This is a genomic window from Bacillus massiliglaciei, assembly GCF_900098925.1.
Classification (GTDB): domain Bacteria; phylum Bacillota; class Bacilli; order Bacillales; family DSM-1321; genus Peribacillus; species Peribacillus massiliglaciei.
In genome coordinates this window covers 17,372-39,109 of the sequence record NZ_LT622343.1, presented here as the reverse complement: position 1 = coordinate 39,109, position 21,738 = coordinate 17,372, and the positions used below count along the sequence as shown (strand labels likewise).

The 21,738-nt window shown below is 43.0% G+C and carries 23 protein-coding genes and 1 other annotated feature; all 23 genes read right to left on the bottom strand.

Features of this window, described 5'->3' with window-relative positions:
• Complete coding sequence (rpsC, locus tag BQ4305_RS00585; RefSeq protein WP_110926008.1) at positions 1-657, bottom strand: 30S ribosomal protein S3; 657 nt, start codon at positions 655-657, stop codon at positions 1-3.
• A 3-nt stretch (positions 658-660) separates the two neighbouring features.
• Positions 661-1,002: a 50S ribosomal protein L22 gene (gene rplV / locus BQ4305_RS00580; RefSeq protein ID WP_110926007.1), complete on the bottom strand. Its 342-nt coding sequence runs from the start codon at positions 1,000-1,002 to the stop codon at positions 661-663.
• A 17-nt stretch (positions 1,003-1,019) separates the two neighbouring features.
• Entirely contained in the window at positions 1,020-1,298 is a 279-nt protein-coding gene (gene rpsS / locus BQ4305_RS00575) for a 30S ribosomal protein S19 (RefSeq protein WP_110926006.1), read from the bottom strand.
• 60 nt (positions 1,299-1,358) lie between these two features.
• On the bottom strand, positions 1,359-2,189 hold the full coding sequence (rplB, locus tag BQ4305_RS00570) for a 50S ribosomal protein L2 (protein WP_110926005.1): 831 nt from the start codon (positions 2,187-2,189) through the stop codon (positions 1,359-1,361).
• Between the two features lie 25 nt (positions 2,190-2,214).
• Positions 2,215-2,502 carry a 50S ribosomal protein L23 gene (gene rplW / locus BQ4305_RS00565; RefSeq protein ID WP_199880499.1) on the bottom strand — a complete coding sequence of 96 codons (288 nt, stop codon included), beginning with the start codon at positions 2,500-2,502 and terminating at the stop codon, positions 2,215-2,217.
• Positions 2,499-3,122 (bottom strand): 50S ribosomal protein L4, encoded by a 624-nt coding sequence (gene rplD / locus BQ4305_RS00560; RefSeq protein WP_110926003.1) that lies wholly within the window; start codon positions 3,120-3,122, stop codon positions 2,499-2,501. Before rplD ends, rplW begins: the two co-directional genes overlap by 4 nt.
• A 25-nt stretch (positions 3,123-3,147) precedes the next feature.
• Positions 3,148-3,777, bottom strand: a complete 630-nt coding sequence (rplC, locus tag BQ4305_RS00555) for a 50S ribosomal protein L3 (RefSeq protein ID WP_110926002.1) — start codon at positions 3,775-3,777, stop codon at positions 3,148-3,150.
• A gap of 40 nt (positions 3,778-3,817) precedes the next feature.
• Positions 3,818-4,126: a 30S ribosomal protein S10 gene (gene rpsJ / locus BQ4305_RS00550; RefSeq protein WP_110926001.1), complete on the bottom strand. Its 309-nt coding sequence runs from the start codon at positions 4,124-4,126 to the stop codon at positions 3,818-3,820.
• A 399-nt stretch (positions 4,127-4,525) separates the two neighbouring features.
• Entirely contained in the window at positions 4,526-5,713 is a 1,188-nt protein-coding gene (gene tuf / locus BQ4305_RS00545; protein ID WP_110926000.1) for an elongation factor Tu, read from the bottom strand.
• A 122-nt stretch (positions 5,714-5,835) separates the two neighbouring features.
• The gene (fusA, locus tag BQ4305_RS00540) at positions 5,836-7,914 is read right to left on the bottom strand and encodes an elongation factor G (protein WP_110925999.1); all 2,079 of its coding nucleotides are present in this window, start codon (positions 7,912-7,914) and stop codon (positions 5,836-5,838) included.
• Positions 7,915-7,965: 51 nt separating this feature from the next.
• Positions 7,966-8,436: a 30S ribosomal protein S7 gene (gene rpsG, locus BQ4305_RS00535; RefSeq protein ID WP_110925998.1), complete on the bottom strand. Its 471-nt coding sequence runs from the start codon at positions 8,434-8,436 to the stop codon at positions 7,966-7,968.
• A 41-nt stretch (positions 8,437-8,477) separates the two neighbouring features.
• Positions 8,478-8,900, bottom strand: coding sequence for a 30S ribosomal protein S12 (rpsL, locus tag BQ4305_RS00530; protein WP_110925997.1), 423 nt, complete (start codon positions 8,898-8,900; stop codon positions 8,478-8,480).
• Between the two features lie 100 nt (positions 8,901-9,000).
• A complete protein-coding gene (locus tag BQ4305_RS00525; RefSeq protein ID WP_110925996.1) occupies positions 9,001-9,249 on the bottom strand; it encodes a 50S ribosomal protein L7ae-like protein in 249 nt (82 codons plus the stop codon).
• A gap of 238 nt (positions 9,250-9,487) precedes the next feature.
• Complete coding sequence (gene rpoC, locus BQ4305_RS00520) at positions 9,488-13,087, bottom strand: DNA-directed RNA polymerase subunit beta' (RefSeq protein ID WP_110925995.1); 3,600 nt, start codon at positions 13,085-13,087, stop codon at positions 9,488-9,490.
• 191 nt (positions 13,088-13,278) lie between these two features.
• Complete coding sequence (gene rpoB / locus BQ4305_RS00515) at positions 13,279-16,860, bottom strand: DNA-directed RNA polymerase subunit beta (protein ID WP_110925994.1); 3,582 nt, start codon at positions 16,858-16,860, stop codon at positions 13,279-13,281.
• 236 nt (positions 16,861-17,096) lie between these two features.
• Positions 17,097-17,702 (bottom strand): class I SAM-dependent methyltransferase, encoded by a 606-nt coding sequence (locus BQ4305_RS00510; RefSeq protein ID WP_110925993.1) that lies wholly within the window; start codon positions 17,700-17,702, stop codon positions 17,097-17,099.
• Between the two features lie 175 nt (positions 17,703-17,877).
• Positions 17,878-18,237 (bottom strand): 50S ribosomal protein L7/L12, encoded by a 360-nt coding sequence (gene rplL / locus BQ4305_RS00505; protein ID WP_110925992.1) that lies wholly within the window; start codon positions 18,235-18,237, stop codon positions 17,878-17,880.
• 53 nt (positions 18,238-18,290) lie between these two features.
• On the bottom strand, positions 18,291-18,791 hold the full coding sequence (rplJ, locus tag BQ4305_RS00500; RefSeq protein WP_110925991.1) for a 50S ribosomal protein L10: 501 nt from the start codon (positions 18,789-18,791) through the stop codon (positions 18,291-18,293).
• Positions 18,792-18,830: 39 nt separating this feature from the next.
• Positions 18,831-18,976 (bottom strand) — a sequence feature (ribosomal protein L10 leader region).
• 45 nt (positions 18,977-19,021) lie between these two features.
• Positions 19,022-19,723, bottom strand: coding sequence for a 50S ribosomal protein L1 (gene rplA, locus BQ4305_RS00495; RefSeq protein ID WP_110925990.1), 702 nt, complete (start codon positions 19,721-19,723; stop codon positions 19,022-19,024).
• A gap of 104 nt (positions 19,724-19,827) precedes the next feature.
• Positions 19,828-20,253, bottom strand: coding sequence for a 50S ribosomal protein L11 (gene rplK / locus BQ4305_RS00490; protein WP_199880498.1), 426 nt, complete (start codon positions 20,251-20,253; stop codon positions 19,828-19,830).
• A gap of 172 nt (positions 20,254-20,425) precedes the next feature.
• Positions 20,426-20,959 carry a transcription termination/antitermination protein NusG gene (nusG, locus tag BQ4305_RS00485; RefSeq protein ID WP_234396839.1) on the bottom strand — a complete coding sequence of 178 codons (534 nt, stop codon included), beginning with the start codon at positions 20,957-20,959 and terminating at the stop codon, positions 20,426-20,428.
• Between the two features lie 376 nt (positions 20,960-21,335).
• Entirely contained in the window at positions 21,336-21,518 is a 183-nt protein-coding gene (gene secE, locus BQ4305_RS00480) for a preprotein translocase subunit SecE (RefSeq protein WP_110925988.1), read from the bottom strand.
• A gap of 49 nt (positions 21,519-21,567) precedes the next feature.
• Entirely contained in the window at positions 21,568-21,717 is a 150-nt protein-coding gene (rpmG, locus tag BQ4305_RS00475) for a 50S ribosomal protein L33 (protein WP_110926044.1), read from the bottom strand.
• Between the last annotated feature and the right edge of the window lie 21 nt (positions 21,718-21,738).

The following is a 21,738-nucleotide window of genomic DNA, read 5'->3' as shown; positions in this document are numbered from 1 at the left end:
TTATTTTCCTCCTTCCTCGGATTTCTTCTTAGTAGGAAGAACTTCTCCACGGTATACCCAAACTTTAACGCCTAGTTTACCGTAAGTAGTATCTGCTTCTGCGTGTGCATAATCAATGTCAGCACGTAGAGTGTGAAGTGGAACAGTTCCTTCACTATAGTGTTCAGCACGAGCAATATCTGCACCGCCAAGACGACCAGAAACTTGCGTTTTGATTCCTTGTGCACCAGCACGCATTGTGCGTTGAATAGCTTGTTTTTGAGCACGGCGGAAAGAAACACGGTTTTCTAATTGACGAGCGATGTTTTCAGCAACCAATTTCGCATCAAGATCTGCTCTTTTAATTTCGATAATGTTAATGTGTACTCTTTTGCCTGTTAATTGGTTTAATGCTTTACGAAGTGCTTCAACTTCAGTACCACCTTTACCAATAACCATACCAGGTTTTGCAGTGTGAACTGAAATGTTGATGCGGTTCGCAGCACGTTCGATTTCAACCTTTGATACAGAAGCGTCGCTTAAACGTTTCGTGATGTATTCACGAACTTTAAGGTCTTCATGTAAAAGATCTGCGTAGTCTTTATCAGCGTACCATTTTGATTCCCAATCACGAATGATTCCGACACGCAGACCGACTGGATTTACCTTTTGACCCACAGATTATCCCTCCTTCTTTTCTGATAGAACGATTGTAATATGACTAGTACGTTTATTGATTGCACTCGCACGGCCTTGAGCGCGAGGACGGAAACGTTTTAATGTTGGTCCTTCGTTTACGTATGCTTCTGAAACAACTAGATTGTTGATATCCATTTCGTAGTTGTGTTCTGCGTTTGCTACTGCAGACTTAAGAACTTTTTCCACGATTGGAGATGCAGCTTTTGGTGTTAAGCGAAGAATCGCTACTGCCTCACCTACTTGTTTGCCTCGAATTAAATCAGCGATTAAACGGACTTTACGAGGTGCAATACGAACTGTTTTAGCGACAGCTTTAGCTTGCATGAGATGCCCTCCTCTCATTAACGTCTTGTTTTCTTATCGTCACTTGCGTGACCTTTATAAGTACGCGTTGGCGCGAATTCACCAAGTTTGTGTCCTACCATATCTTCAGTGACATAAACCGGTACATGCTTGCGTCCGTCATAAACAGCAATTGTATGTCCGATGAATTGTGGGAAGATTGTTGAACGGCGAGACCAAGTTTTAACAACTTGTTTCTTATCTGATTCGTTTAATTTTTCGACTTTAACCATCAAGTGGTCATCAACAAAAGGTCCTTTTTTTAAGCTACGACCCATGAGAGTACCTCCCTTCGTGATCGTTCTACGGTCCGGTTAATGAACCGTAGCTCAATCCCGTTATTTTTTACGACGACGTACGATGAATTTATCTGATTTGTTCTTTTTCTTACGAGTTTTGTATCCAAGAGTTGGTTTACCCCATGGAGACATTGGTGATTTACGTCCGATTGGTGAACGTCCTTCACCACCACCGTGCGGGTGATCATTCGGGTTCATAACAGATCCGCGGACAGTTGGGCGCTTGCCTAACCAGCGTGAACGTCCTGCTTTACCGATGTTGATTAGTTCGTGCTGCTCGTTACCTACTTGACCGATAGAAGCGCGGCATGTAGCTAGGATCATACGAACTTCCCCAGAGTTCAAGCGAACAAGAACATAACGGCCTTCTTTACCAAGTACTTGTGCAGAAGTTCCTGCTGAACGGACTAATTGTCCACCCTTACCTGGTTTAAGCTCGATGTTATGAATCACTGTACCGACTGGAATGTTTACTAATGGAAGAGCGTTACCCACTTTGATGTCGGCTTCAGGGCCTGACATAATCTCCATACCCACTTCTAGGTTTTTAGGAGCTAGGATATAACGTTTTTCTCCATCAACGTAATTAATTAATGCAATGTTTGCTGAACGATTTGGATCGTACTCAATTGTGGCAACGCGTCCTGGTATACCATCTTTATTCCGTTTGAAATCGATGATACGGTATTGACGTTTGTGGCCGCCACCTTGATGACGAACGGTTAACTTACCTTGGTTGTTACGGCCGCCTTTGCTGTGTAAAGGAGCAAGCAATGATTTTTCCGGTTGGTTTGTTGTGATTTCAGCAAAATCGGAAGATGTCATGTTGCGTCGACCGTTAGAGGTAGGTTTATACTTCTTAATCGCCATTGTATTTCCCTCCTTCTCTAATGAATTAAGCTTCGAATAATTCGATGTCTTGGCTGTCTGCAGTTAGTTTAACAATTGCTTTACGGCGCTTGTTAGTGTAGCCTGCATGTTTGCCCATGCGTTTGAATTTACCTTTGTAGTTCATGATGTTTACTTTTTCAACTTTTACGCCGAAGATCTCTTGTACAGCATCTTTGACTTGAGTTTTATTAGCTCGAACATCAACTTCAAATGTGTACTTCTTCTCAGCCATAGCGTCTGAAGAAGCTTCCGTGATTACGGGGCGCTTAATGATATCACGTGCGTCCATTATGCAAGCACCTCCTCTACTTTTTCGACAGCTGTTTTAGTCAAAATCAGTTTGTTGTGTGAAACAACATCTAGAACATTCAGACCGTTAGCTTCGACTACAGTAACACCTGGGATGTTGCGTGCAGAAAGAGCAACTTTCTCATCAAGGCCATCTGTAACGATTAGCGCTTTGCTATCTACAGACAGGTTTTTAAGAACATTTGCAAATTCTTTTGTTTTTGGTGCGTCGAAAGCCAAGCTGTCAAGCACTACGATATTCTCTTCAAGAGCTTTAGCAGATAAAGCAGATTTGATTGCTAAACGACGTACTTTTTTAGGCAACTTGTAAGAATAAGATCTTGGAGTTGGTCCAAAAACAGTACCGCCGCCACGCCATTGCGGAGAACGGATAGAGCCTTGACGCGCACGTCCAGTTCCTTTTTGTTTCCATGGTTTGCGTCCGCCGCCTGATACTTCAGAACGGTTTTTTACTTTATGAGTTCCTTGACGCAAGGAAGCTCGTTGCATAACAATTGCTTCAAATAATACATGATTGTTAGGTTCGATTCCAAAGATTGATTCGTTAAGTTCGATATCTCCAACTTGTGAACCAGCTTGGTTGAACAATGTAACTTTTGGCATTCTGATGTTCCTCCTTTCTTAAATATTACTTCGCTTTAACAGCGCTGTTTACTTTGATCAATGCTTTTTTAGCACCAGGTACATTACCTTTGATCAAAAGCAGGTTACGTTCAACATCAACTTTGACAATTGCCAAGTTTTGAACTGTAATTTGCTCTCCGCCCATTCTACCTGGCAATAATTTGCCTTTGAATACACGGTTTGGAGCAACAGGACCCATTGAACCAGGGCGACGGTGGTAACGAGAACCGTGAGCCATTGGTCCGCGAGATTGTCCGTGGCGTTTAATAGCACCTTGGAAACCTTTACCCTTTGAAATTCCTGTTACATCTACAATATCGCCTTCTGCGAAAATATCTACTTTGACTTCCTGACCGATCTCGTATTCATCAAGATTAGCTCCGCGGAATTCACGGATGAAGCGCTTAGGAGCAGTATTTGCTTTTTCAGCGTGTCCCTTAGCAGGTTTGTTAGAAAGCTTTTCGCGTTTGTCTTCAAAACCAACTTGGATGGCTTCATAGCCGTCTGTTTCAACAGTTTTCTTTTGAAGAACAACGTTTTGAGCAGCTTCGATAACTGTTACTGGGATAAGTTCACCATTTTCAGCAAAAACTTGAGTCATACCGATTTTTCTTCCTAAGATTCCTTTGGTCATTAGTCACACCTCCTAAAGTTTTTGTTCATTTTTATATGAATTATAGTTTGATTTCGATGTCAACGCCTGAAGGTAAATCTAAACGCATCAATGAATCAACTGTTTGCGGAGTTGGATTAACGATGTCGATTAGACGCTTATGCGTACGCATTTCGAATTGCTCACGAGAATCTTTATATTTATGAACCGCACGAAGGATCGTATAAACAGATCTTTCAGTTGGCAATGGGATCGGTCCGGAAACGGACGCACCAGAGCGCTTAGCAGTTTCAACAATTTTCTCAGCAGACTGATCTAGAATTCTGTGATCATAAGCTTTCAAACGAATACGAATTTTTTGTTTTGCCATTATTTTCCCTCCTTTACGCCTATTTTAAAAATAGACTTTTCTCAGTGAAAATTTCCCACACACTCGCCATGGCAAAGCGGCCGGGTGTGTCAGCAACCTTCCACCTCATCGCAGTCAAAGACCAACATTGTCTATTATACACCCTAAGGACAGAATAAGCAAGTATTACTTAAACACCTCTCGGAGCAACACACTTTTACAATTATACACAATGAATCGCAGTTTTTCAAGCTGTTATTCAAATAACAGATTATTACATTCACCTTCTATTAAAACGTATTCCTTCTATATATAAAGTTCACCTTATTGTTTGTGTTCAACTTTTTGATAAGCGCATAAAAAAAGCAGCACCCGGCGTCCCGGATACTGCTTCTTCTATATTTATTGATCGCTCAATAATTATTCAGTGATTGTAGCAACTACACCAGCGCCTACAGTACGTCCACCCTCACGGATAGAGAATTTAGTACCTTCTTCGATAGCGATTGGAGCGATAAGCTCAACAGTCATTTCAATGTTATCTCCAGGCATAACCATTTCTACGCCTTCCGGAAGATTAACAACACCAGTTACGTCAGTTGTACGGAAGTAGAACTGAGGACGGTAGTTTGAGAAGAATGGAGTGTGACGTCCGCCTTCTTCTTTTGAAAGAACGTATACTTCAGCTTTGAACTTTGTGTGTGGAGTGATTGAACCTGGCTTAGCAAGTACTTGTCCACGTTGGATGTCTTCACGGGATACACCGCGAAGCAGCGCACCGATGTTGTCACCAGCTTCAGCAAAGTCAAGAAGCTTACGGAACATTTCAACACCTGTTACAGTTGTTGATTTTGGCTCTTCAGAAATACCGATGATGTCTACAACATCTCCGACTTTAACTTGTCCACGCTCAACACGGCCAGTAGCAACTGTTCCACGTCCAGTGATTGAGAATACGTCCTCAACTGGCATCATGAATGGCTTGTCAGTGTCACGAGTTGGTGTTGGGATGTACTCATCAACAGCGTTCATCAATTCGTGGATTTTTTCTTCCCAAGCAGCGTCTCCTTCAAGAGCTTTAAGAGCAGAACCTTTGATTACTGGGATATCATCGCCAGGGAAATCGTATTCAGATAGAAGATCACGGATTTCCATTTCTACTAGTTCAAGAAGTTCTTCGTCGTCTACCATGTCACACTTGTTCATGAATACTACAAGGTAAGGTACACCTACTTGACGAGATAGAAGGATGTGCTCACGAGTTTGTGGCATTGGGCCATCAGCAGCAGATACTACTAGGATCCCGCCGTCCATTTGCGCAGCACCAGTGATCATGTTTTTAACATAGTCAGCGTGTCCTGGGCAGTCAACGTGTGCGTAGTGACGGTTAGCTGTTTCATACTCAACGTGCGCAGTTGAGATTGTGATACCACGTTCTCTTTCTTCTGGAGCACCGTCGATTTGGTCGTATGCACGTGCTTCTGCACCGCCTGATTTAGAAAGTACAGTAGTGATTGCAGCTGTTAAAGTAGTTTTACCATGGTCAACGTGACCGATTGTTCCAACGTTAACATGGGGTTTTGAGCGATCGAATTTTTCTTTAGCCATTGGGGAATTCCTCCTTAGTATATTAAATAATAGGTAAGTATATTATAGTGTGATGATGGAAGAAATCTTCCACCACCACATCTTACATAAGTAGTTATACTTTAATAGTTGGTGAAAATCAATTATTCACCTTTATTTTTTTTGATAATCTCTTCAGAGATGCTCTTAGGTACTTCTTCGTAGTGGTCGAAGTGCATAGAGAATGTTCCGCGACCTTGTGTGTTAGAACGAAGAGTAGTAGCATAACCGAACATTTCAGAAAGTGGAACGAACGCTTTAACAACTTGTGCGTTTCCGCGAGCTTCCATACCTTCTACACGTCCGCGGCGAGAAGTGATATTACCCATGATATCTCCTAGATATTCTTCAGGCATAACAACTTCTACTTTCATAACAGGCTCAAGGATAACAGGTTTACATTTAGAAGCTGCATTTTTAAGTGCTAATGAAGCTGCTACTTTAAACGCCATTTCAGATGAGTCAACATCATGATAAGATCCATCGTATAGTTTTGCTTTCACATCAACTAACGGGAATCCAGCAAGAACACCGCGTTCTAAAGCGTCCTCAAGACCGGCTTGAACGGCTGGAATGTATTCACGAGGAACAACACCGCCGACGATTGCATTTTCGAATTCAAAGCCTTTTCCTTCTTCGTTTGGTGAGAACTCGATCCAAACGTGTCCGTACTGTCCGCGACCACCTGATTGACGGGCAAATTTACCCTCAACTTGAGCTGATTGACGGAAAGTTTCACGATAGGCAACCTGAGGGGCACCTACGTTAGCTTCTACTCTAAATTCACGACGCATACGGTCTACAAGGATATCAAGGTGAAGCTCACCCATACCGGCGATGATAACCTGTCCAGTTTCCTGGTCAGTATGTGCACGGAATGTTGGATCTTCTTCTTGAAGTTTTTGAAGAGCTGTAGTCATTTTGTCTTGGTCAGCCTTAGATTTAGGCTCGATAGACAATTCGATAACCGGTTCTGGGAACTCCATAGATTCAAGAATTACTAGAGACTTTTCATCACATAGAGTGTCACCAGTCGTAGTATCTTTAAGACCTACTGCTGCTGCAATGTCCCCAGCATATACTTCTGAGATCTCTTGACGGGAGTTAGCATGCATTTGAAGGATACGTCCAACACGTTCACGCTTTCCTTTTGTAGAGTTTTGTACATAAGAACCTGAGCTCAATGTACCAGAGTATACACGGAAGAATGTTAATTTACCGACATAAGGGTCTGTCATAACCTTGAAAGCAAGTGCTGAGAATGGCTCATCATCGCTTGAAGGGCGAGTTATTTCTTCATCTGTATCCGGAATAGTACCTTTGATAGCCGGTACATCAAGCGGAGATGGAAGGTAATCGATAACAGCGTCCAGCATTGGCTGAACCCCTTTGTTTTTGAATGCAGAACCACAGATTACTGGGTAGAATTCAACGTTAACAGTACCTTTACGGATCGCTGCTTTTAGTTCTTCAACTGTAAGCTCTTCTCCGCCAAGATACTTCTCCATTAACTCTTCATCTAGTTCAGCAACTGCTTCAAGCAATTTTTCACGGTATTCTTCAGCTTGGTCTTTATATTCTGCAGGAATCTCAGTTACTGAAATATCAGTTCCTAAGTCGTTTCCGTACATAATAGCTTTCATTTCAACCAAGTCGATGATACCAGAGAACTCGTCTTCTGCACCGATTGGCAATTGGATTGGGTGAGCATTCGCTTGAAGACGCTCATGTAAAGTTCCTACTGAATAAAGGAAGTCTGCACCAATCTTGTCCATTTTGTTAATGAATACTACACGCGGTACACCGTAAGTTGTTGCTTGGCGCCAAACTGTTTCAGTTTGAGGCTCAACACCAGACTGTGCATCAAGTACAGCTACCGCACCATCAAGTACACGCAAAGAACGTTCAACTTCAACTGTGAAGTCTACGTGTCCCGGTGTATCGATGATATTTACGCGGTGACCTTCCCACTGTGCAGTTGTAGCTGCGGAAGTGATTGTGATACCACGTTCTTGTTCTTGCTCCATCCAGTCCATTTGTGATGCACCTTCGTGCGTTTCACCAATTTTGTGGATACGGCCAGTGTAATAAAGAACGCGCTCAGTAGTAGTCGTTTTACCGGCATCGATGTGAGCCATGATACCGATATTACGAGTTTTAGCCAAGGAGAACTCTCTTGCCATTGGTCTTTCTCCTTCCTTCTATAAGAATTAGAATAGTATGCTTTTTTAGACTTACCAGCGATAGTGAGCGAACGCTTTGTTAGCTTCAGCCATTTTATGTGTATCTTCACGTTTCTTAACAGAAGATCCAGTGTTGTTAGCTGCATCCATGATTTCTCCAGCTAAACGCTCTTCCATTGTTTTTTCTCCGCGAAGACGGGAGTAGTTTACTAACCAACGAAGACCTAGAGTGTAACGGCGGTCTGGGCGTACCTCAACTGGTACTTGGTAGTTTGCACCACCCACACGGCGTGCTCTTACTTCTAGTACTGGCATGATGTTCTTAAGAGCTTGGTCGAAAACTTCGATTGGCTCATTGCCAGTGCGGTCTTTAATGATATCGAATGCAGAGTAAAGAATTTTTTGTGATTTACCTCTCTGTCCATCAACCATCATTTTGTTGATTAAACGAGTCACAAGTTTTGAATTATAAATCGGATCTGGTAATACGTCTCTTTTTGTTACTGGTCCTTTACGAGGCATTATGTTTCCTCCTTTCAAACAGGTTCAATATTTTATGATTCTTATTTCTTAGCTGCTTTTGGCTTCTTAGTACCGTATTTAGAACGTCCTTGCATACGGTTGTTTACGCCAGCAGTATCAAGAGCACCACGTACGATATGGTAACGTACACCCGGTAAGTCTTTTACACGACCGCCGCGGATAAGTACCACACTGTGTTCTTGTAGGTTGTGGCCAATACCAGGGATATAGGCAGTAACCTCGATACCGTTAGTCAAACGTACACGAGCATATTTACGCAACGCGGAGTTTGGTTTCTTCGGTGTCATTGTACCAACACGTGTGCATACACCACGTTTTTGTGGAGAAGATACGTTAGTTTGTGACTTTTTAAAGCTGTTGTAACCTTTGTTTAGTGCCGGTGATTTAGAATTGAATTCTTTTGTTTCACGGCCTTTGCGCACTAATTGATTAATTGTAGGCATTAATTTGTCCTCCCTTCACTTTTTCATTTCTAGACCCACACATCCAGGTGGTTCATAAATGGGTAAAAACAAAGTCTTTGCGTTAAAAGCAAAAACGAGTTTACTTATTAATGGCAACAGTTGAGGCTCCAACATCTATTCTACAAGCTTTACCAAGCTTTTTCATCGAATCAACATATGTGATTGGAACATTGAACTCAGCTGCAGTTTGTATCACTTGCCTGATGAGGTTTGGATCAGCATCTCTAGCGATGACAATCTCTTCTGCCAGGTTGTTTTTAAGAGCTCTGACTGTTTGTTTCGTTCCTATAATTACTGACTTAGCCTGTGTTACTTTTTCATAAGACATGGTCCATATCCTCCAAAGTTACAGGGTAACATAGGAGCACCTTTGCTATAGTATCACTTTTTAAATGATACTGTCAACTTATTTTGAAAAATAATTTAACCGGCTGCCTATGACACACCCACATAATGTTCAAGGATGTACTTATAAAAAAAGGAGACCGCCCTGACTTACTGGTACATTGTTTTTCTTTGCAGAAAATAATGTATTCAGTTTTAATCAGAGCAGCCTCTTATTTATGTCAGTCTATTGTAACTGTATCTTCGTTCTCGTCAGCGATAGCCACCGGCTGTGCTTTACGATAGCGCGGCATTCCAGTTCCCGCAGGAACAAGTTTACCGATGATAACATTTTCTTTCAGTCCAAGAAGCTCATCGCGCTTGCCTTTGATCGCAGCGTCAGTAAGAACTCTTGTTGTCTCTTGGAAGGATGCCGCAGATAAGAACGAATCCGTTTCAAGAGAAGCTTTTGTAATACCAAGAAGTACCGGACGGCCTGTTGCAGGCAGTTTGCCAGTTAGAACTGCATCCCTGTTGGCTGCCGTGAACTGATGAACATCCAGCAATGTTCCTGGAAGAACTTCGGTATCACCCGCATCAAGGACACGGATTTTGCGAAGCATTTGTCTTACCATAACCTCGATATGCTTATCACCGATTTCAACACCCTGCATACGGTAAACTTTTTGTACCTCATGCAATAGGTATTCCTGTACAGATAATACATCGGTCACTTTCAGCAATTCCTTCGGATCGATAGAACCCTCAGTCAATTCCTCACCACGGCGGACTTTTGAATCAACCGCAACTTTCAGGCGCGCAGTATAAGGCGCGGTGTAAGTGCGCGTTTCAACAGCACCTTGGATTGTAATTTCCTGCTGTTTATCCCGAATTTCATTAATCGATACAACAGTACCTTCGATTTCAGAAATGATAGCCTGACCTTTTGGATTTCTTGCTTCGAAAATCTCTTGGATACGAGGCAGACCTTGTGTGATATCATCTCCGGCCACACCGCCTGTATGGAACGTACGCATTGTCAACTGTGTACCAGGTTCACCGATTGATTGGGCAGCGATAATACCGACTGATTCTCCCACTTCAACCTGCTGGCCTGTAGCCAAGTTGCGTCCGTAACATTTTTTACATACACCGTGACTGGTGTTACATGTAAAGGCAGAACGAATCCACACTTTTTCAATATCAAATGAAGCAACATGGGCTGCAAGATCCTCAGTGATTAACTGGTTCTCTGCTACAATGACTTCATTTGTCTCAGGATTTCGAATTGGTTTCCTTGCATAACGGCCGATTAAGCGTTCTTCAAGCGTTTCGATAATTTCTGTTCCTTCTCTAAGAGCAGCAATTTCGAGTCCTCTGTCCGTTCCGCAGTCGTCTTCACGGATGATTACATCCTGAGCTACGTCTACAAGACGGCGAGTCAAGTAACCTGAATCGGCTGTTTTAAGGGCTGTATCTGCAAGACCTTTACGAGCACCGTGAGTGGAGATAAAGTATTCCAATACTGTAAGACCTTCACGGAAACTTGACTTGATCGGCAACTCAATGATCCGGCCGGCCGGGTTGGCCATCAGACCACGCATACCCGCAAGCTGCGTAAAGTTAGATGCGTTACCACGGGCACCGGAGTCACTCATCATGAAGATTGGGTTCCGGCGATCCAGGGAATTCATCAGTTTGGATTGGATTGTATCCTTCGCTGCACTCCAGATGGAGATAACACGATCATAGCGTTCGTCTTCGGTAATTAAACCGCGGCGGAATTGCTTCAAGACGTTATCCACTTTTTTCTGTGCTTCCGTAATGATTTCCTGTTTCTCTCCTAATACGACGATATCAGCTACACCAACTGTGATACCTGCTTTAGTAGAATATTTGAAGCCCAGGTCCTTCATCCGGTCAAGCATTTTGGACGTTTCCGTGATTTTGAAACGTTTAAATACTTCAGCAATGATATTTCCAAGAATTTTCTTCTTGAAAGGATCAATAAGGTCTCTTGATTTAATCACTTCAGGAATATTTGCGCCCTTTTCCACGAAATATTTCTCCGGAGTTTTCACTTCCAGATTATAGCGTGTCGGTTCGTTAATATACGGGAAGGATTTCGGAAGAATCTCATTGAATACCAATTTACCGACTGTAGAGATCAGCAATTGATTATTCTGTTCTTCAGTAAACGTTTCATTGTTCAAGGAAGAAGCATGCACCGCAACCCGGGTATGCAAGTGAACATAGCCGTTTTGGTAAGCAAGCAGCGCTTCACTTGTGTCTTTGAAGACCATACCTTCTCCAATAGCGCCTTCACGCTCAAGAGTCAGGTAATAGTTACCTAATACCATATCCTGTGAAGGTGTAACAACTGGTTTTCCGTCCTTCGGATTCAGGATGTTCTGCGCTGCAAGCATAAGCATGCGGGCTTCAGCTTGAGCTTCAGATGAAAGCGGAACGTGCACAGCCATTTGGTCACCATCAAAGTCAGCATTATACGCTGTACATACTAGCGGGTGAAGACGGATCGCACGGCCTTCAACCAATGTAGGTTCGAATGCCTGGATTCCCAGTCTGTGCAAAGTAGGTGCCCGGTTAAGCAATACCGGATGCTCCCTAATCACTTCTTCGAGCACATCCCAAATTTCCGGTGATAAACGTTCAATTTTACGTTTAGCCGATTTAATGTTATGAGCTAAGCCTCTTTGAACCAATTCTTTCATAACAAATGGCTTGAAAAGCTCGATGGCCATTTCCTTAGGCAGACCGCATTGATACATCTTCAAGTTCGGTCCTACAACGATAACCGAACGGCCGGAGTAGTCAACACGCTTACCAAGAAGATTTTGACGGAAACGTCCTTGCTTACCTTTCAGCATATGAGAAAGAGATTTTAATGGACGGTTGCCCGGTCCTGTAACAGGACGGCCGCGGCGGCCATTATCAATCAATGCATCCACTGCTTCTTGAAGCATGCGTTTTTCGTTTTGAACAATGATGCTTGGCGCACCAAGGTCAAGAAGTCTTTTCAGACGATTGTTCCGGTTAATGACACGACGGTATAAATCGTTCAAATCGGAAGTAGCAAAACGTCCGCCGTCCAGCTGTACCATTGGACGAAGCTCCGGAGGAATAACCGGAAGGACATCAAGGATCATCCAAGAAGGCTCATTTCCGGAGTTACGGAAAGCTTCCAATACTTCAAGGCGCTTAATCGCACGTGTACGGCGCTGACCTTGAGCTGTTTTAAGTTCTTCTTTCAGAGTATCCACTTCTTTTTCAGTATCGATATCCTGAAGAAGTTTCTTGATCGCTTCAGCACCCATGGCTGCCTGGAATTTCTTGCCGTACTTCTCGCGGTATGCACGGTATTCTTTTTCAGAAAGAAGCTGTTTCTTTTCTAAAGTCGTATCACCAGTGTCTGTCACTACATAAGATGCAAAATAAATGACTTCTTCCAGCGCACGCGGTGACATATCCAAAACAAGACCCATACGGCTAGGGATTCCTTTAAAGTACCAAATATGCGAAACAGGAGCAGCAAGCTCAATGTGACCCATACGTTCACGGCGTACTTTTGCTCTTGTTACTTCCACGCCGCAGCGGTCACAGACTACGCCTTTATAACGGACGCGTTTGTATTTACCGCAATGACATTCCCAGTCTTTTTGAGGTCCGAAAATACGTTCACAAAAGAGACCGTCTTTTTCTGGCTTTAATGTACGATAGTTAATGGTTTCTGGTTTTTTCACTTCACCATGGGACCAAGAACGAATCTTATCCGGTGAAGCAAGACCGATCTTCATATACTCAAAATTATTAACGTCTAGCAAGGGGCCTACCTCCCTTTTTTCTCAGGTTTTACCCTATTGCTTAATTTTCATTAAGCGAAATTTACAGTCAGATGATTTAACCCAATCTTCTATCCATGTTTAAGCAATTAGACTCCGACAAGCAGCAGGGAGTGTTTAATCCCGGCTGCCTGTCAGAGTGTTCATTGTGAAATCTGTAATGCTGATATTTATTATTCGGAAGTCAGCATGTTTGTTTTTCCGCCGGCTTCCGTAGCTACCATTTCTTTGCTTTCGGCGTCAAGACTGATGGAATCAGATTGATTCGCATCCTCTTCATCTTCCAAATCACGCATTTCAATTTCACGATCTTCGGAATTCATGATTTTTACGTCAAGTCCCAAGCTTTGAAGTTCCTTGATCAATACTTTGAATGATTCAGGGACACCAGGCTCTGGAACGTTTTCGCCTTTCACGATGGCTTCGTACGTTTTCACACGTCCGACAACGTCATCCGACTTGACAGTAAGGATTTCTTGCAATGTATAAGCGGCACCGTAAGCTTCAAGCGCCCAAACCTCCATCTCTCCGAAACGCTGTCCGCCGAACTGGGCTTTACCGCCTAGAGGCTGCTGCGTAACAAGTGAGTAAGGTCCTGTTGAACGGGCATGAAGTTTATCATCAACCATGTGGGCAAGTTTGATCATATACATGACACCAACAGAAACACGGTTGTCAAACGGTTCGCCTGAACGTCCGTCATAAAGGACAGTCTTAGCATCACGGGCCATGCCGGCTTCTTCGATTGTTTCCCAAACATCATCCTCATTCGCTCCGTCAAATACAGGTGACGCAACATGAATGTTCAATGCACGGGCAGCCATACCTAAGTGAAGCTCAAGCACCTGACCGATGTTCATACGGGAAGGTACGCCCAATGGATTCAACATGATGTCAACCGGTGTTCCGTCTGGAAGATATGGCATATCTTCTTCAGGAAGGATCCGGGAGATAACCCCTTTATTACCGTGACGTCCGGCCATTTTATCGCCTTCGTGAATTTTACGTTTTTGAACGATATAGACACGCGCAAGCTGGTTTACGCCCGGTGGCAGTTCGTCGCCGTCTTCTCTGTTAAACACTTTAACATCAAGGACGATTCCGCCGCCTCCGTGAGGCACACGCAATGAAGTATCGCGGACTTCACGGGCTTTTTCACCAAAGATTGCATGAAGCAGACGTTCTTCGGCTGTCAGCTCTGTTACTCCTTTAGGAGTTACCTTACCTACAAGCAGATCTCCGTCTTTTACTTCGGCACCGACACGGATGATTCCGCGCTCATCCAAATTACGAAGCGCATCTTCACCGACATTCGGAATATCACGGGTGATTTCTTCAGGCCCCAATTTCGTATCACGGGACTCTGACTCATACTCTTCAATATGAATTGAAGTATATACATCATCTTTTACAAGACGTTCGCTCATGATGATAGCATCTTCATAGTTATATCCGTCCCATGTCATGAAGGCTACAAGAACGTTTCGGCCAAGGGCCAATTCGCCTTTTTCCATAGATGGGCCGTCTGCAAGGATTTCTCCCTTCACAACCTCATCGCCTACACTGACAATCGGACGCTGGTTATAGCAAGTTCCTTGGTTGGAACGAATGAATTTCAGCATACGGTATTTATCAAGGTCACCCTTCACTTTTTGTCCGTCTACTTCACTTACACGGCGGACCCAAACTTCACGGGCTTCCACATGCTCTACGATACCAGGATGCTTACAGATAACCGCAGCTCCGGAGTCTTTCGCAGAAACATATTCCATACCTGTTCCGACACGCGGAGCTTCCGGCTGCATAAGCGGCACGGCTTGACGCTGCATGTTCGCTCCCATAAGGGCACGGTTGGAGTCATCGTTTTCCAAGAAAGGAATACAAGCTGTTGCGGCTGATACAACCTGCTTAGGCGATACATCCATGTAATCGACACGGTCGCGCTTTACTACAGTGTTTTCACCGCGGAAACGGGCAACTACGTCTTCATCAAGGAATGAACCGTCTTCAGACAGGCGGACATTCGCCTGGGCAACTACATAGTTATCTTCTTCATCAGCCGTTAAGTAATCAATGCGGCTTGTAATTTTGCCTGTATCAGGATCAACCCGGCGATACGGCGTCTCAATAAAGCCATAAGGATTTACTTTCGCATAGCTGGAAAGGGAGTTAATCAAACCAATGTTTGGACCCTCCGGCGTTTCAATCGGACACATACGGCCATAGTGGGAATAGTGAACGTCCCGCACTTCGAAGCCCGCACGTTCACGAGTCAATCCGCCAGGTCCCAATGCAGAAAGACGGCGCTTATGCGTCAATTCAGCAAGCGGATTTGTTTGGTCCATGAACTGAGAAAGCTGAGAGCTTCCAAAGAATTCTTTAATTGATGCAATAACCGGACGGATATTGATCAGCTGCTGCGGTGTGATTGTATTGGTATCCTGGATGGACATCCTTTCACGAACCACACGCTCCATACGGGAAAGACCGATACGGAACTGATTTTGCAGCAATTCACCGACAGAACGAAGACGGCGATTGCCCAAATGGTCAATATCATCTGTAATGCCGACTCCGTGAAGCAAATTAAAGAAATAGCTAATAGAAGAAATGATGTCAGCAGGCGTAATGTTTTTAACCTCTTCGGTTACATAAGCATTACCAATGACATTGATGACTTTCTCTCCTTCAGCATCATTTGGCGCATAAATCTTAATCGGCTGAAGAAGGATTTCCTCTTCCACCACGCCGCCACTTGGATGATACGTATTGAAGCCGATACCATTCTCAATGTTTGGAAGGATACGGTCCAAATTACGGCGGTCAAGCAGTGTGCCTGCTTCAGCAATGATTTCTCCTGTTTCAGGATCAACCAAAGTCTCTGCAAGGCGCTGTCCGAAAAGACGGTTCTTGATATGAAGCTTTTTGTTTATTTTATAACGTCCAACATTGGCCAAGTCATAGCGCTTTGGATCAAAGAAACGTGAAACCAATAGACTCTTAGCATTTTCAACAGTCGGCGGCTCACCTGGGCGCAGACGTTCGTAAATTTCAAGTAAAGCTTTTTCTACACTCTCCGTATTGTCTTTCTCAAGCGTATTGCGAAGGTATTCATTGTCCCCAATCAAGTCAATGATCTCTTGATCAGTGCCGAATCCAAGCGCACGCATCAATACAGTGATTGGCAATTTCCGTGTGCGGTCGATTCTTACGTAAACTACATCTTTGGCATCTGTTTCATATTCAAGCCAAGCACCGCGGTTCGGGATAACAGTTGCTGTAAAGCCGCGCTTCCCGTTCTTATCCATTTTGCCGTTAAAATACACACTCGGGGAGCGAACTAGTTGAGAAACGATAACACGTTCCGCACCATTAATAATGAATGTGCCTGTTTCCGTCATTAACGGGAAGTCGCCCATAAAGACGTCCTGATCTTTCACTTCTCCCGTTTCCTTGTTAACAAGGCGGACTTTTACACGCAGCGGTGCAGAATACGTAACATCGCGCTCTTTTGATTCTTCAACAGAATACTTCGGTTCAGCCAGGCTGTAATCGATGAATTCAAGCGATAAGTTACCCGTAAAGTCTTCAATAGGAGAAATATCCTGGAACATTTCTCTCAAGCCTACATCTAAAAACCATTGGTAGGAAGCTGTTTGAATTTCAATCAGGTTTGGAAGTTCCAATACCTCACTGATTCTTGCATAACTTCTACGTTGGCGGTGTCGTCCATACTGAACTAGTTGACCTGTCAACTGATTCACCCCTTAAATCAAGCGTTATAAGGATCCATTTGCCTGCGCAAATCATGCATTCACAGACAAAAAGAAAATGGTTTTTGTTTTAAAAACCACTATTTCACATAAAACGAACTATTATTTATATATTCTTTCCAAAAATTCCATTTTTTATACATAATTGGTATAAAAAATGCATAGTTTCAGAATTATATATATGCATTGTATAATACTAACATAGTGGAATTTCAGAGTCAAACTTTTTTAGATACCATAATGTAGTAGCCTTTTTTCTTTTCCACCGTCTCCACATTCCCAAAAAGGGACTCCATTTTTTCCATCGTGGATGGTGCACCCTGCTTTTTTTGGATGACGACCCACAGCTCTCCCCCCGCAGTCAAGCTTTCAAAACTCTGTTCATATATTTCATGAATGACTTTTTTCCCAGCTCGGATCGGCGGGTTGGTCAGGATGGCAGCATAACCGTTGCTTCTTACGCTCAGCAGTCTGTCACTTTCATAAATCGCAGTATTGCTGACATCATTTGAATTCGCGTTTTCTTTCGCAAGTTCAATCGCCCGGCTGTTTACGTCAATCATTTCAACCGTTCTCTCTGGATAGCTTGCTGCGACAGACATTCCGATCGGGCCATATCCACATCCCACATCCAAAAGCGGTCCATCCACATTGTTATCCAGTTTAAAAGCTTCAATCAGCAGACGTGACCCAAAATCAACTTCTTTTTTTGAAAAAACCCCGTTGTCGCTTTTAAAACGAAAAGTTCGCCCTCTTAATGTAAAATTCCAGTATTTCGGGGCGCTCTCTACATCGGGATTATTTGTATAATAATGCTCAGTCAGGGTTATCTCCTCCTATCAGAAAGGAATTAAGGAAGTTTGTGTGAAGAAGAATCTTGAAGAAAAACAGCATTTCCTCCAATAGGAAATGCCCAGTCCCCCTGCATGCAGACGGCTCTTAGTTTCGATGAAGAAAAAAAGCCCGCCAGTAACAGCGAGCTTTTTTGTTTATGCAAGATTACTTAACTTCAACGCCAGCTCCAACTTCTTCAAGTTTAGCTTTGATTTCTTCAACTTCTTCTTTAGAAGCTCCTTCTTTAACTGCTTTTGGAGTGTTATCAACAACTTCCTTCGCTTCTTTAAGGCCAAGACCTGTGATTTCACGAACAACTTTGATAACTTTGATTTTTTGGTCTCCTGCAGATGCAAGAATAACGTCAAATTCAGTTTTCTCTTCAGCAGCAGCACCGCCGCCAGCAGCTACAGCTACAGGAGCAGCAGCAGTTACGCCGAATTCTTCTTCGATTGCTTTTACTAGGTCGTTTAGTTCAAGAACAGTCATGTTTTTGACTGCTTCAATGATTTGATCTTTAGTCATTGTATAGTTCCTCCTAAAATGGTTGTTTGTTTTTTTAATAGCCGGGGCTTAACTTACGCGCCTTGTTCTTCTTTTTGATCTGCAACTGCTTTTGTAGCAAGAGCCAAGTTGCGGATTGGAGCTTGAAGTACAGAAAGCAACATAGAAAGCAAACCTTCGCGTGAAGGCAGTTCAGCAAGAGCTTTAATTTCATCAGCTGTTGCAACATTTCCTTCGATAACTCCCGCTTTGATTTCTAATGCTTCATGTTTTTTCGCGAAATCATTAAGGATTTTAGCTGGTGCAATAACATCTTCAGTTGAGAATGCGATTGCGTTTGGACCTGTTAATGAGTCGTTTAATCCTGAAAGCTCAGCAGCTTCAGCAGCACGGCGTGACATTGAGTTTTTGTAAACTTTAAATTCAACGCCTGCGTCACGAAGTTGTTTACGAAGCTCTGTTACTTCTGCAACAGAAAGTCCGCGGTAGTCAACAACAACTGTTGATTGGCTTGCTTTCAATTTGTCAGCGATCTCAGTAACAATTTGTTTCTTTTGTTCGATAACTGCGCTCATCCTTACACCTCCTGTTAGATTTGCTTGAAAACATTTATACCGGTCAAAGAAAAAGCCTTCACTCTTTGCAGACATGAAGGCAGTAATTTTTAAAAGTTAGTCAGTGACTAAATTTATAGAATTACCTAGGTAGGGAATTAAGCCGGAATGGCACCTACTGTCTACGGTACAAATGATATTCATTTATTCACAACAAAACATATTATAACAATAAGTTTGTGTTATGTCAATTAGTTTTTTGCGCCGAAGCTTGAAGCATCGACTTTAACACCAGGTCCCATAGTAGTAGTTACAGTGATGTTTTTCATGTAAGTACCTTTAGCAGCTGATGGCTTAGCTTTAGCTAATGTATCAAAGATTGTAGTGAAGTTTTCTACCAATTTGCTTTCTTCGAAAGAAACTTTACCGATTGGAGCGTGGACGTTACCAGCTTTGTCGACACGGTACTCAACTTTACCAGCTTTGATTTCATTAACAGCTTTTGTTACGTCAAAAGTAACTGTGCCTGTTTTAGGGTTTGGCATTAAGCCTTTAGGTCCTAATACACGGCCCAATTTACCAACTTCACCCATCATGTCTGGAGTCGCTACGATTACATCGAAATCGAACCATCCTTGTTGGATTTTGTTGATGTATTCAGCATCGCCAACGAAGTCAGCGCCAGCAGCTTCTGCTTCTTTTGCTTTTTCGCCTTTTGCGAATACTAATACGCGCTGAGTTTTACCAGTTCCGTTTGGAAGCACAACAGCTCCGCGGATTTGCTGGTCAGCTTTCTTAGGGTCTACGCCCAAACGGAAAGCAACTTCAACTGTAGCATCAAATTTTGAGAAGTTAGCCTTTTTAGCAAGCTCAACAGCTTCTTCAACTGAGTAAGCCTTTGTGCGGTCTACTAATTTAACCGCTTCAAGATACTTTTTACCTTTTTTAGCCATGATATAAAATCCTCCTATATTGTGGTTTTAACGGAATGACCTCCCACGAATAAAGGTTGCGAGTAAAATCGCAACCCCGTAGCAACCGATAGCCTTTACATGGATTAGTCTTCGATGACAATACCCATGCTGCGAGCAGTACCTTCAACCATACGCATAGCAGACTCAACGTTTGCAGCGTTTAGATCAGGCATTTTCGTTTCAGCAATCTCGCGTACTTTATCACGCTTGACTGTAGCAACTTTGTTACGGTTAGGTTCACCAGAACCAGACTCGATACCAGCTGCTTTTTTAAGTAAAACCGCAGCAGGCGGAGTTTTAGTAATGAATGTAAATGAACGGTCTTCAAATACCGTGATTTCAACAGGAATAATTAGACCAGCTTGTTCCGCTGTACGAGCGTTAAACTCCTTACAGAATCCCATGATGTTAACACCAGCTTGACCTAGTGCAGGACCAACCGGCGGTGCAGGATTCGCTTTACCAGCAGGAATTTGCAACTTAACCATTTTAATAACTTTTTTAGCCACGAGACACACCTCCTTATAAGTCCGTGATGTGGTAATAGGGTATATAACCCTCCCACTCATCATAAGTTCTTTGCATATACAAAGAACGTTTATCGTTCAGGTCTCGATATTGAAACATACTGACCTTTGAAATTCTATCACTTTTGACAGCTAATTTCAAGTTCTTTTCCGTTTATAATTTCTCTACCTGATTAAAATCAAGTTCTACAGGCGTATCTCTGCCGAACATATTGACCAATACCTTAAGCTTTCCTTTGTCTTTGTCCATCTCTTCAATCAGTCCGGCGAAGTTGGCGAACGGTCCTTCTTTTACCTGTACGTTTTCTCCAACCTCGAAGTCCACTTCGATTCGGCCTTCCTCAACACCCATGCGCTTAAGAACGACTTCAATCTCTTCATCCAAAAGAGGTGTCGGCTTGGAGCCCGCGCCTGAAGAACCGACAAACCCAGTTACTCCAGGTGTGTTCCGTACCACATACCAAGAATCATCTGTCATGATAATTTCTACAAGCACATAGCCAGGAAACACTTTTTTCTTCAGCACTTTCGTCTTGCCGTCTTTAATTTCTGTTTCTTCTTCTTCTGGCACAACTACGCGGAAGATCTTGTCTTGCATCCCCATTGTTTCTACCCGCTTTTCCAAGTTTGCCTTTACCTTGTTTTCATAACCGGAATAGGTATGAACAACGTACCAATTCTTTTCCATATATTCAGGGCTTTTCGCCCTTCCCTCCCTGCATCGTTTTCTTGAATGGTTGAACCGCAGTGTTTCAGCCGATTTCTTCTCTTGCCAAAGGCCGCCCGCATGGAATATGGCGATAGAAAGTTTACACCTCAAACAGTATTCTCTTTCTCGAGGCTGCACAGCACTTCTAAAACGCTTTCCATCCTGTGCCTAAACAATAAATGGTTGTGAAATTCACTCTTCCAATGTCTCACCATCCAGCCGTCAGTCTGTATCTCTTAAGACAGCGTTCAGTCCATTCACACACTTCTTTTTAAAGACAAATTAAAAAACCCGTTTCCGGGCTTTCTGTTAACACTTATCATTCTATCACTATTATAGCGTAATTTCGAATCTCTTATTCAACAACTAAACGAATTAATTCAGAAATCCCTAAATCGACAACAGTAAAGAACAACGCCATAAAAACAACAGTCGTAATAACAATGACCGTATATTTTGTGAGCTCTTTACGTTTTGGCCAACTTACTTTTTTCATTTCACGGGAAACATTGCGGAAAAAGTCGGTCAAACGTTTCATGAATGTAACCTCCAAGCTTGGGTAGCATGATTAAATCTATTAAAAGGCTTTATTTCGTCTCTTTATGAATCGTATGGCTGTTGCACGTGCTGCAGAACTTCTTCAGTTCTACCCGCTCTGAACCTGTTTCTTTGCTGCTCTCGGAACTGTAGTTTCTAGAACCGCACTGCGAACAAGCCAAGGTTATTTTTTTACGCATTTTATACACCTGTCCTATCAG